The 12,818-nt window shown below is 38.3% G+C and carries 10 protein-coding genes; 9 read left to right on the top strand and 1 reads right to left on the bottom strand.

Annotated elements, in window-relative coordinates; genetic code table 11:
- Positions 1 to 210: 210 nt before the first annotated feature.
- From J6O61_RS03835 to J6O61_RS03875, 9 genes are all read left to right on the top strand, one after another.
- Positions 211 to 1,764 (top strand): sodium:solute symporter family protein, encoded by a 1,554-nt coding sequence (locus J6O61_RS03835; RefSeq protein ID WP_292209821.1) that lies wholly within the window; start codon positions 211 to 213, stop codon positions 1,762 to 1,764.
- Positions 1,765 to 1,796: 32 nt separating this feature from the next.
- Entirely contained in the window at positions 1,797 to 2,264 is a 468-nt protein-coding gene (locus tag J6O61_RS03840; RefSeq protein ID WP_292209823.1) for a GNAT family N-acetyltransferase, read from the top strand.
- Positions 2,265 to 2,340: 76 nt separating this feature from the next.
- Positions 2,341 to 4,104, top strand: coding sequence for a sensor domain-containing diguanylate cyclase (locus J6O61_RS03845; protein ID WP_292209826.1), 1,764 nt, complete (start codon positions 2,341 to 2,343; stop codon positions 4,102 to 4,104).
- 69 nt (positions 4,105 to 4,173) lie between these two features.
- Complete coding sequence (locus J6O61_RS03850; RefSeq protein ID WP_292209828.1) at positions 4,174 to 5,580, top strand: radical SAM/SPASM domain-containing protein; 1,407 nt, start codon at positions 4,174 to 4,176, stop codon at positions 5,578 to 5,580.
- Between the two features lie 25 nt (positions 5,581 to 5,605).
- The gene (locus J6O61_RS03855; protein WP_292209832.1) at positions 5,606 to 7,033 is read left to right on the top strand and encodes a radical SAM family RiPP maturation amino acid epimerase; all 1,428 of its coding nucleotides are present in this window, start codon (positions 5,606 to 5,608) and stop codon (positions 7,031 to 7,033) included.
- Positions 7,033 to 7,443, top strand: coding sequence for a hypothetical protein (locus J6O61_RS03860; protein WP_292209835.1), 411 nt, complete (start codon positions 7,033 to 7,035; stop codon positions 7,441 to 7,443). The genes J6O61_RS03855 and J6O61_RS03860 overlap by 1 nt, the downstream gene beginning before the upstream one ends.
- Positions 7,444 to 7,531: 88 nt before the next feature.
- Positions 7,532 to 7,951, top strand: a complete 420-nt coding sequence (locus tag J6O61_RS03865) for a hypothetical protein (protein ID WP_292209839.1) — start codon at positions 7,532 to 7,534, stop codon at positions 7,949 to 7,951.
- A gap of 16 nt (positions 7,952 to 7,967) precedes the next feature.
- A complete protein-coding gene (locus tag J6O61_RS03870; protein WP_292209842.1) occupies positions 7,968 to 10,145 on the top strand; it encodes an NHLP family bacteriocin export ABC transporter peptidase/permease/ATPase subunit in 2,178 nt (725 codons plus the stop codon).
- 12 nt (positions 10,146 to 10,157) lie between these two features.
- Positions 10,158 to 12,338 carry an ATP-binding cassette domain-containing protein gene (locus J6O61_RS03875; RefSeq protein WP_292209845.1) on the top strand — a complete coding sequence of 727 codons (2,181 nt, stop codon included), beginning with the start codon at positions 10,158 to 10,160 and terminating at the stop codon, positions 12,336 to 12,338.
- 13 nt (positions 12,339 to 12,351) lie between these two features.
- Here J6O61_RS03875 and J6O61_RS03880 read toward each other — a convergent pair whose 3' ends face one another.
- Complete coding sequence (locus J6O61_RS03880) at positions 12,352 to 12,786, bottom strand: acetolactate synthase (RefSeq protein ID WP_292209847.1); 435 nt, start codon at positions 12,784 to 12,786, stop codon at positions 12,352 to 12,354.
- Positions 12,787 to 12,818 lie beyond the last annotated feature (32 nt).

Here is a 12,818-nt window from a genome sequence, read left to right on the forward strand (position 1 = left end):
TAAATCGACTTCGTCGATGAGGCTTGGTTGACTCTTCACTCATATTCTCACGAAATCCGCAGTATATGCGGATTTCTGAAATTCAGTTCAAGAAGTCATACATTTTTCCGTTCACAGGTAAATGATGGTCTTATTTTTTTATTGACTTAAACGATTTAAAGCGTTAAAGTATTAAAAGAATGTGAAAACACTATTGTTTGGGAGGTTTGTATGATTATTAAGGTGCTGTTGTTGGTGGTATTTTTTGCAGTAATGCTCTTTATTGGTTTTACCTGCAGAAAGAACTCTACGGATGTTAATGGATTTGTTCTGGGCGGAAGGTCAGTTGGCCCTTGGGTATCGGCATTTGCTTATGGAACAAGCTATTTTTCTGCTGTGATTTTTGTCGGATATGCAGGACAATTTGGCTGGAAGTATGGTATTGCTGCAACATGGGTGGGAATAGGTAATGCCCTGATCGGTTCACTTCTTGCATGGGCTGTTCTTGGACGACGGACAAGGATTATGACTCAACACCTTGATTCTGCTACAATGCCGCAGTTCTTTGCTGCACGATTTGGTGGAAAGTCACTTAAGATTGCAGCATCTGTCATTACTTTTATCTTTTTGATTCCTTACACAGCCTCACTTTATAATGGTTTATCCAGACTTTTTGGTATGGCTTTCAATATTGATTATTCTTTCTGTGTTATAGTGATGGCTGTACTTACAGGTATATATGTAATTGCAGGCGGATATATGGCAACTGCAATTAATGACTTTATTCAGGGAATAATAATGCTCTTTGGTATATCAGCAGTTGTAATATCTGTTTTAAACAGTCAGGGAGGCTTTCTGGCATCTCTTGACGGACTGGCAAGGATTTCCGATGACACAGTAAGCAGCACACCCGGTATTTTTGCGTCTTTCTTTGGACCTGACCCTTTAAATCTTTTGGGAGTTGTTATATTGACATCTCTTGGAACCTGGGGACTTCCACAGATGGTACAAAAGTTTTATGCCATAAAAAGTGAGAGAGCAATTTCAAAAGGCACAATAGTTTCAACATTTTTTGCTTTTGTGGTTGCGGGAGGATGCTATTTCCTTGGGGGCTTTGGAAGGCTCTTTTCAGACAGAGTAGATATTGCAGCAAATGGTTATGACAGCATCATTCCTGCCATGCTTTCAGGACTTCCTGATATTTTGATTGCTGTTGTGGTTGTTCTTGTTCTTTCAGCATCAATGTCTACACTTTCATCCCTTGTTCTTACTAGCAGTTCAACTCTTACGCTTGATCTTTTAAAAGGGCATGTGGTTAAAAAGATGGATGAAAAGAAACAGCTCCTTATTATGAGATGTCTCATAGTTGTATTTGTAGCTATATCCGTTGTCATAGCTATTGTCCAGTACAGACAGAATGTGACATTTATTGCACAGCTCATGGGTGTATCATGGGGAGCTTTGGCGGGAGCTTTCCTTGCACCATTTTTATATGGACTTTACTGGAAAGGTACTTCAAAGGCTGGAGTATGGTGTAGCTTTGTATTTTCAACAGTTGTAATGCTTGCAAATATGCTTGTAAGATCAAGCTTTCCAACTCTTTTACAGTCTCCGATAAATGCTGGAGCTTTTTGCATGATAGCCGGTCTTGTCATAGTACCTGTTATTTCTCTGTTTACCAAAAAGCCTGAAAAGGCGCTGGTGGATGGAGCCTTTGCATGCTACAATAAGGAAGTTATGGTTCATCAGAGCACATCACTTTCCGATGAGGAAAATATAGCTTAATAGTTAAAAATACGTAAGGAGATTTACCTTTAATGATCAGAAAAGCTCAAATTACTGATATTCCCCGCATGATCACATTACTTAATCAGGTGCTGGAAATACACGCTAAGATAAGACCGGACATTTTTGTTTCCGGCAAAACAAAATATACTGTCGAGCAGTTAGAAGATATTTTGAAAGACGAAACCAGGCCGGTGTATATTTTTGCGGATGATAATGATGAGTGTATGGGTTATTGCTTTTGTCAGATAAAAGATATTCCTAAGGCCGAATTTATGGCACCCATTAAGATTCTTTTTATTGATGATCTTTGTGTTGATGAGTCAAAAAGGGGAGAGCATATTGGAAGAAAGCTTTTTGATCATATAAAAGAAGAGGCAAAAAAGCTTGGCTGCTATGAAGTTACGTTAAATGTCTGGGAAGGAAATGATTCTGCAATAGCTTTTTATAAAAATATGAATATGAAAGTAAAAGAGTACCAGATGGAATTGATTCTGTGAACGAATAAATGGTAAAATAAATATGTATTTTGAAACATCAACCCGGTTTATCACATATCAATTATAGGGCTGAAGCATGAGACAAAAGACATATCGTTTTTACGACTGTAATGAATTAAGTAGCATTATTAGTGAGATTACATCTTCAAAAGAGTATATTTCTGCATCGGGAATTTTGATGCAGCTTTATAATCCAAGGCTTGATATTGACGAGGATCTTCTTGTAGGGGAGCTGAATGAAAAATGCTCCAAAGCTTTGCTTACCGGTATGACTGTTGCAAGCATAGCGGAAGAGGAATTTGATATTAAGGATGATCCGGTTCAGTTATCTGTGTCCTATTTCTTTAAGACAAAGCTATATAGATATGAATATGATCTTAATACCACTACTATGTTTGTGGCAGGAAGAATCATGAATGAGAAAATAGACGAGCTTGGTGACGTAAAATGTATGCAGACATTTTATGTTACTCCAAGTTCGTCTATTTTAGTTTATTCAAAGGAATTCAGTCATCAGGATCTTCCGGTATTTGGAGCCAAGGCAGGAAGAAATATAAGAGCTTTAAATACTGCCCATGTTTATGGCAGCAAATGCTACAATAATGCAATTGTTTCCGTGGTTTTTCAGAGTAAGGACCTTTCGTTATTTATGGATAATAACCTTGACTGGGAAGAAATCGGAAATGAGATGGTTGTCTCAAAGGTTGATGGAGACAGAATTGTGGCAGAAATTGACGGAAAGCCGGCAATAGAAGTTTACAGGAAATATCTTAAAGTCTCTCCCAATAAGTTTTTTGTCCAGAATGTATGCGAGTTTCCACTGGTATTTAAAAGAAACGAAAGCATAATTGCAAGAGTTCCGCAAGGATTTACTGAAGATGGAGGAATAGTTTTTAATTCTGATGTGTTTCAGGGAGAGCATTTTAGGCTTTCATACTCATTTCCAGAGAAGCTTTTAAAAAAGACTGCTGTAGAGATAAGTGCATTTTCCTGGCTGAGACCGGAGGGAGTTTATTTTTATGAATGTGGTAACAGACAGAGATTCTTAGGCGCAATATACAAAAAAGAATACGAGATTTTCAGAGAGTTTTTCCCTGAGTATTCAAGTACGGCAGGATATTCCGAACTATTTGCCGTTCCCAAAAGCCCGATATCAGATCTTAATAGTGCTCTTGTTACGGTTGGACTTACTGAAAATAAATGCTCAAGAGATCTTTTTGTCCCGGGAGATTGCGGACTGTCCATTGAGGAAGATGATGATAATAACAGAGAAATTCCATTTTTTGAAAGATTACTTACATTTTTTGAAAGCACATCAAAGGATCTTGATGAGCTGAACAAAAAGCTTGGAAAGGTTGCTTTTACTGATCAGCTTACCAAGATTTATAACAGATGGGAGCTTGAGCGAAATATAAATGAAGCTATAACACTTGCTCAAAGCGGAAAGAAATATTCCTTATTATTCTTTGATATAGATCATTTCAAACATGTTAATGATACATATGGGCATGATGTGGGTGATACTGTTCTTAAAAGTATAGTTAACATTGTCAGGGGGTTTATTGAAGAAAATCATGTTTTTGGAAGATGGGGCGGAGAGGAGTTTTTATATCTTTTTCCAAATGAGGATATTGACAAGGCAGTGGAGCTTGCAGAGAAAATACGGCAGACAATTGATGATACCTGCTTTGTTACTGTAAGGCATCTTACTGTGAGTATTGGAGTCACAATGATTCGGGCAGATGACACGATAGAATCATTTGTAAAAAGAGCTGATGAGGCTTTGTATAAGGCAAAAGAAACAGGAAGAAATAGAGTTGTAATAGCAGATTTTACGTAAAGTTAATAAAATCTTAAACATTTAGATGTTAAAATTAATATTATTATTCGTTTAAGGGGACAACTAGATTTGTTTTACAGACTTCCGGATTATATTGCTCTGCGCAGTTGGAGCGACGTACAGCGTGCATATTATGTAAGAAATCAGATTGATGCAAGGCCGCTTTCGCAAAAACAATTTGAAGTTATGCTTTTGTGTGACGGTGAACATGATATTAGTTTGGATTCCACTGTATTACAGCTTGAAGCTTTGAAGTTGATCATGCCATGTGATAAAGGAGAATATTCATCGCAGTGGTCGTCCTATCGTAAGTATGACAATAAATATTTTCCCAAAATGAATCTTATGATCACAGGGAAATGCAATTATAACTGTCTTCATTGCTTTAATGCTGCTGACAATGCACCTATTATGACGGAGTGGAGTTTTGAAGACATAGTCAAACTACTTGATCAATGTGTTGAATGTGGTATAAATGCTTTCACGATAACAGGTGGCGAGCCTATGGCTCATAAGCATTTTCTTGATATTCTTACAGAAATACATAAACGAAATATGTTTGTGGCAGAAATAAACACCAATGGTTTTTATATTACGCAGGATATTCTGGATAAAATTAAAGCAATTGGATGTCGACCTCACATGAAGATTTCTTTTGATGGAGTCGGGCACCATGATTATATGAGGAATTTCAAAGGTGCAGAAGAGATTGCACTAAATGCAATGAAGCTATGTGTTGATAATGGCTTTGATGTTATGTCTCAAACACAGGTTCACAGGAAAAATCTGGATTCCATGCTTGAAACGGCAAAGCTGCTTGAAAGCATTGGGGTATATAAAATGAGGATCATAAGAACTACCGAGACACCCAGATGGGCTCAAAATGCTCCCGATGCATCTTTGCCAATTGAAGAATACTATGACTCAATGCTCGAACTTATCAGGCAGTACATAAAAAGTGATATGCATATGATTCTGACTATTTGGCAGTTTGCGCAGATTCATCCAAAGAGCCACGATTATGTAATGGAACCTGTATATACACCTGCCGGTACCTACAGGGGCAGCAAACCCGTGTGTAAAGGTAGCAGGGCTATGATTGCAGTTACCTCTTCCGGGGAAATTGTTCCATGCAATCAGGTTTCCGGAGTGCTTAAGGATTTAAATATATCAATGGGCAATCTGCATGATAAGAAGTTAAAAGAACTTATCTCCGGTGGTACTTATCTTGAAAGGGTGTGTCAGACTGTAGCTGATCTTAAAGAAAATAGTTCTAAATGCGGAAGCTGCAAATACTTTGTGAATTGTACCGGCGGCTGCAGGGCTATGGGGCTTTTATATTCTGGTAAAAATATGGATTTTAATGCTCCGGATATAACTAAGTGTTATTTCTTTGAAAACGGATGGCACAAAAAGCTTTTAGAGGCTCTTGAGGGATGGACAAATCTGTCTCCAATGGATACTGAAATTATCTGATAAAGAGGAGGGTGAATACACAGGAATGGTGGAGAGAAAGCTGATAATAAGTAAGGACTTTAATGATCCTGAGTATGCTAAAAATGTTGCCAACACAAAGAGAGTTTTAGAAAAATTTACGTTGGATAAGGATTTTAACAGTTTATATAAAGAAAACCCGGATAAAGCCCTGGCAGAAGCAGGAATAGAGGTAGATGCAAAGTCTATTGCAATGCTCTTAAATGATGAAGAAAGTAAAAAAACAAGAAAGGCTCTTCTTGATGGCAGCGTGAAGCTTTTTGATCTTCCGGATTGCTATGTTCGCTATATGTTGTTCATGCAGGAAAAACTGGATTCACGGGAAGAACTTAGGACAAAGCTATGCATACCTGATGAACCAGGTTTTAAAGAATGGCGCGCAAGACAGGAAAGGCGTTGTTTTATAGAAATGGGATCTAATGCTAAAAAGATGATCCATGCAACGCTAATGTTTGAACTGACTGAAGGGTGCTCTGTTGGATGTCCTTTTTGCGGTGTGGCAGCAAAGGGGCTTAAGGGGATTTTCAGGCATACTGATGAAAATGCCAGACTTTTTCGCGACATTCTTAAGCGCATGCATAAGCTTATAGGTGATGCTGCAGGTTACGGGACTTTGTACTATTCATGTGAGGGGCTGGATAATCCAGACTATGAAATGTTCATTGAAGATTATTTCAATGAATTTGGAAAAGTACCGCAGACCACCACTGCCGCATCCACACGTGATGTCGAGCGTACAAGGGCATTGCTCAACTATGGCCTTAAGAATTACCCGCATATTGATCGTTTTTCTGTAATCAGCGCTGAAATGAGAGACATTTTATTTGAAAAATTCTCTCCTGAAGAACTGCTTGATGTAGAACTGTTGCCACAGTTTACTGATGCACCGGCATCTTCTTTAGTAAAGGCAGGACGAAACCGCGATGAAACGGATCAGGATTCAGTAAACGGAACTATCGCATGCGCTAGTGGTTTTATCATAAACATGCAGGAAAAAAGTGTGCGACTTATGACGCCTTTTGTATCGGACAAAGATCATCCTACCGGTGAATGGATTCTTGAGAAGGCTTTTTTCTCATCTGCTGATGAGCTTGAGGAAATTGTAAGGCGCATGATTTCACAGTATATGAATGTGCAGCTTGAACTTGACAGGCCCTGCCTGGCTTCCTGTGATTTTGAACTGGTTAATAAAGATGGCAAAATATGGGCTATTGGTCATGGTAATGGTATTTCTTCATATGATTCTTTCTTGGATCAGGAAGTGCTTGATAAGCTACTAAGTCTGCTCAAGGAGAAAAAGTATACGGGATATGAAGTATTAAATCTTTTGCCTGAGGATGTGAATTATTCACTTGTTATATTACTTCTTAAATTCCTTTGGAACTACGGACTTATACATCAATCGCAATCTAAAAAAGAAATGGAGGACATGTAATGAATCAGAACGAACAGAACAAACAAATCAGAATTAAGTATGCAGAGCTTTTGAATCGCTTATGGGATGACCCAGAGCTGTTGAAAAAATTTCAGGATAATCCTGAAGAGGTATTAAAGGAAGCTGGAATTCCTACAATTCCAGGTGCTAAGTACCATATTGTAGCTCCTGAAGATATGAAGCCTATTACAGAGACGGACATTTATCTTCCTTATACGCCAAAACCTGACTCACAGGAGCTCATGGATGAAACACTGGCAAGCATTACAGGTGGTGATTGCGTATATACTGAGCAGAATATTGTATTTCACTTCCATACTGTTACAGAAACTGAAGCAGTTGCAACCACTACAGCTACAATGACAGCAGAGGTTGTAGCAGCTGTAGTTGCAGTTGCAGTTGTAGTATGATTACCAATTGATTGAATAAGCCATATTTATGAGCCATGACTGGCTTGTTTAATATGGCTTATTTTTCAATGAGATAAGGAGCATTATTGTGGCAGATAATAGTAAAGGTCCTTATAGAAAAAAAGCGCTGGAAAGAATTACAGATCCGGAACAGTTTGGAGATTATTTAAAGGTCATAAATCCTGAAATATGGCTTATTTTTGGTGCAATCTTATCCCTGGTAATAGGTCTTTTTATATGGGGGTCAACAGGTAATCTTGAGAATCTGGAAGGTGGTATTGCGGTTGTAAAAGATAATACAGCTGTGATAACAGTCAATAACGACAATGTAGAAATAGAATCGGGAATGGATGTCCGCGTATATGAAGAAGTTTTTACCATTTCATCTGTCAGTAAGAATGAATATGGCCGAACGGTTGCATATGCACCTGTTTCAGTACCTGATGGCATCTATGATGTTGAGATTATTACTGAAAGTATTCATCCTATAGCATTTCTTTTAAGATAGAAAGGCCCTGATTGTAATGACGAAAAAGAATGTAAAGACTCCATTAAAAAAGGGAATAGCAAAAGTACCTATAATAATGCAGCTCGAAGCACTGGAGTGTGGGGCAGCATCTCTTTGCATGGTTATGGCGTACTACAAAAAGTGGATCCCTATCGAAGTTGTAAGAACGGATTGCGGAGTTTCACGTGACGGTGCCAATGCTCTTGCCATAGTAAATGCGGCAAAAAGTTATGGCTTTTCGGTTCATGCTTATTCCTGGGAAACTGAAAACCTAATTGAATCAGGGCAATTTCCATGTATTATTCACTGGAATTTTCACCATTTTGTTGTACTTAATGGTTTTAAAGGCAAATATGCCTATATAAATGATCCTGCCAGAGGCCTGGTAAAGGTAACTATGGAGGAATTTGATAATTCTTTTACCGGAGTAGTTATTCTGATAGAACCAGGGGAAAATTTTATACCTGAAGGCAAACAAAAAAGCATTCTTGAATTTGCACTTTTAAGGTTAAAAGGCTCTTCTGCAGCTATTCTTTTAGTTGCATTTGTGACTATTCTTGCTTCATTATTTGGAATCTTAAATCCTGTTTTTTCCCGAGTATTTATAGATAATCTGCTTACCCGCGATTACCATCAGTGGCTTATGCCCTTTATTCTGATAATGACGGTTGTTGCTATAATGCAGATCATTGTTGAATTAGTAAGAGTATTATTTGGGCTTAAGATAAATGGAAAGCTGGCTATTATTGGTAGCAGTACTTACATGTGGAAGATATTTCATATTCCCGTTGAGTTTTTTGAACAGAGATCTGCCGGTGATATACAGATTCGAAGAGAGAGTAATGAAAGCATAGCAAAGGCCCTTGTAGATATTTGCGGGCCTTTTTTTATCAACGTATTATTACTTGTGGTATATCTTGTGCTTATGCTTAAACATAGCATACTACTTACTGCGGTCGGGATAACAAGTCTGGCACTTAGTATGATGGTTGCCAGAAAAGTTTCCAAAGAGAGAGTGAATATTACAAGAGTTATGCAAAGGGACACCGCAAAGCTTATATCTGCCACAGCATCAGGTATAGATATGATTGAAACCATAAAGTCAAGCGGGGCAGAAAAAGGTTTTTTCAGAAAATGGGCGTCGTATCAGGCATCTTATGATGCGCAGCTGATGAAATCAATTAAAGTAAACAACTACATTGGAATGATTCCCAGTTTTATTTCCACCCTGGCAAATTATACGGTTTTGATACTTGGAATATGGCTGGTAATGAATAAACAGTTTACACTTGGAGCAATGCAGATGTTCCAGGGACTTCTTCAATCATTTATGAATCCTGCATCTACACTTATTCAGTCCGGGCAAAGTCTTCAGGAAATGAGAACGGAGATGGAGAGAATTGAAGATGTAATGAAGTATCCGGACGATGAAAATGTAAAAAATGAAGAAATAGATATTACTGATGCAAATAAACTAAAGGGTAACCTTGAAGTAAGAGATGTGACATTTGGTTATTCGAGACTTGGAAAACCTGTCTTAAAAAATTTTTCCATGAAAGTTAATGCTGGAGGAAGCGTCGCTATTGTAGGCATGTCAGGAAGCGGAAAGTCAACAATAGCTAAGCTTATCGCAGGTCTTTATGATCCCTGGGAAGGGGATATTTTATTTGATGAAAAGAAAAGAAGCGAGTACCCCCGTGAAGTAATGTCAGGCTCTATAGGTGTTGTAAGCCAGGAAATTACTCTGTTTGAAGGAACAATCAATCAAAATATCAAGATGTGGGATGATTCCATAGAGGATTTTGAAGTAATCATGGCAGCAAGGGATTCTATGATCCATGATGATATTTTGGAAAGAGGTCATGGTTATGATGAAAAAATAATTTCCGGTGGAAGAGATTTGTCCGGCGGACAGTGCCAAAGGCTTGAAATTGCAAGAGTTTTGGCCCAGACTCCGTCAATCATAATACTTGATGAGGCCACCTCTGCTCTTGATGCAAAGACTGAAAATGAGGTCATGAAGGCTATAAGAAACAGGGGAATTACATGTATAGTAATAGCCCACAGACTTTCAACTATCCGTGACTGTGAAGAGATCATCGTGTTGGATAAGGGAGAGATTGTTGAAAAAGGAAACCATGATGAGCTTATAAGGCTTGGTGGTAAATATCTGGAACTCGTGACAAGTGAGTAAGGGGTGTCTATAGTGAGCTGGTTTGAGAATCAATTACAACAAAAGAAAGAATATGATCAGCAGCGCTTTGAAGATTCATTCTATCATGCTGCCGGTGCAGTCCTTGGACGAGGCGCAGCAAAAACAATTGAAAATGAACATATAGTATCCACGAATACTATTCAGGATATTCTTAAGTACTATAACTTAAAAGAAGAAGATATCCCAAGTGCTCTGACAAGTCATAAGGAAAAGCTTGAATATTGCCTTAGAAAACACGGAATATACAGCAGAGAGATATCTTTGTCTGAAAAGTGGTACAAGGATGCATTTGGCCCAATAATGGGATATAGCAAGACAGATGACAAGCCGGTTGCTCTTTTGCCCGGTAAGATAGCTGGTTATTATCATATTGATTATACGAGAAACAAAAAGATATGGATAAATAAGGAGAATGCAAAAGAGTTAAAATCTGATGCCTATTGTTTTTACAGGCCTCTTCCTCAAAAGGCTCTAAAGCTTAGACATCTTATGAGCTATATAAAAAGTTATATTGATATTGGTGATATTGTGCTTCTTATTCTATCAGCTCTTGTGCTTACTCTTGTTGGACTTTTGTTTCCAAGATATACCAAAGCTCTTACAGGCCCAATACTGATGGATGGAAATGAGAAAATACTTATATCCATGATTCTTTGCATATTGTTTACGGCTATTTCATCTCAGCTTTTCACATCCATAAAAGGAGTATTATATCAAAGATTGATGTATAAACCAGCTCTGGGGCTTCAGGCTGCTATGATAATGCGCATGCTGAGCCTCCCGGCAAGCTTTTTTAAAAGTTATTCCACCGGTGAACTTTTAAATCGTTTACAGGCTGTAAATTCAATATGTGGGCTGCTTATCGGAACTTTTCTTGGGACAGGTCTTATGTCAGTTGCCTCACTTTTATATTTGCCTCAGATTTTTCAGTATGCGCCGGCTCTTACTATCCCGGTAATACTGGTACTTATAATTACAGTGGTAAATGGTACAATTACAGTTCTTTTACAGATGAGAGTCAGTGAGAGACAGATGGCTTTAAAAGCAAAGGAATCTGGAGTAAGTTATTCTGTAATAAGTGGAATGTCCAAGATTAAACTGGCCGGGGCTGAAAAAAGATTTTTTGCCAGATGGCTTAAGGTATATGCGGATTCTGTGCAGCTTGTATATTCACCTCCGACATTTCTTAAGGTGAACAGCGTGATCACCCTTGGTGTTGGACTTATAGCAAATGTTATACTATATTTTCTGGCTGTGGAAAGCAATATGAGCCAGTCTGATTTTTATGCATTTACTGTATCTTACAGCATGGTTTTAGGAGCTTTTAATTCTCTTGCAGGCGTGGCACTTTCAGGAGGTCAGATCAAGCCTCTTTTGGAAATGGCTAAACCGTTTCTTGATGAAGTTCCGGAGGCTTCTGATAACCGCGAAGAGGTATTCAGGCTTTCCGGAAGCATTGAATTAAGTCATGTTAGTTTCAAGTATGAAGAACATTCGCCATATATTTTAAATGATCTGTCTTTGAAAATTAAAAGTGGAGAATATGTGGCAATAGTTGGAAAAACCGGATGTGGTAAGTCTACACTGGTAAGATTGCTGCTTGGGTTTGAAAAGCCCAGGAAGGGATCAATTTTTTATGGCAAAAAAAATATAAACAGTTTGGATCTTAGTTCACTAAGAAGACATATAGGCGTTGTAATGCAGAATGGAAGATTATTCCAGGGGGATATATATTCCAATATTGTGATATCTGCTCCGGAACTTAATCTCGACGCTGCATGGAAAGCAGCAGAAATAGCTGGTATAGCAGATGACATCAGAGCAATGCCTATGGGAATGAATACTATGCTCTCAGAGGGGCAGCTTGATATCTCAGGAGGGCAGAAGCAGCGCATTATGATAGCCAGAGCCATAGCTCCAAAACCAAAGATTTTGATATTTGATGAAGCTACAAGTGCACTTGATAATCTTACCCAGAAAAAGGTGAGCGATGCTTTAGATGAGATGGGGTGTACCAGAATAGTTATAGCTCACAGACTTTCCACTATCAAAAATTGTGACCGCATTCTTGTGATGGATAACGGAAAAATAATTGAAAGTGGAAAATATGATGATCTTATGGCTTTAAATGGCTTTTTCACTGAACTCGTAAAAAGGCAAAAGCTTGATTAGTTTTTTGTGGGCTTTAGATATTTGCAATATCTTCCTGAGTAAGGAGCTTAAGACCCTTTCCCAGGAGCTTTGCTTCGGCAGCTTTTGTGTCGGCAACTCTGAAGATCATATAGGCATGATTTGAAGAGCCCTTTCCAGGGAAGGCATACATGTACTCTATATTGACTTCAGCTTCTGCAAAAACTTCAAGGAGCTTATCAAGTCCTCCTGCTTCGTCGGGTATTTCTACTGCAAGAACAGGAGTAAGGCTTGCCACAAAGTCATTTTCTTTTAAGGTATTTACAGCCTCCAAAGCGTCGTCAACTATAAGTCTTGCAATTCCAAAATCCTTGGTTTCAGCAAGGGAAGTGGCACGCATGTCGATATTATTTTTTGCCATAACGCTTGTGAGTTTTTTTAATGTACCGGGCTTATTCTCAAGGAAAACTGATATCTGTTTTATGCTCATGATAGAATCCTCCTATATTTCTAGTATAGAAT

It is taken from the genome of Butyrivibrio sp. (assembly GCF_017635265.1).
Lineage (GTDB): Bacteria > Bacillota > Clostridia > Lachnospirales > Lachnospiraceae > Butyrivibrio.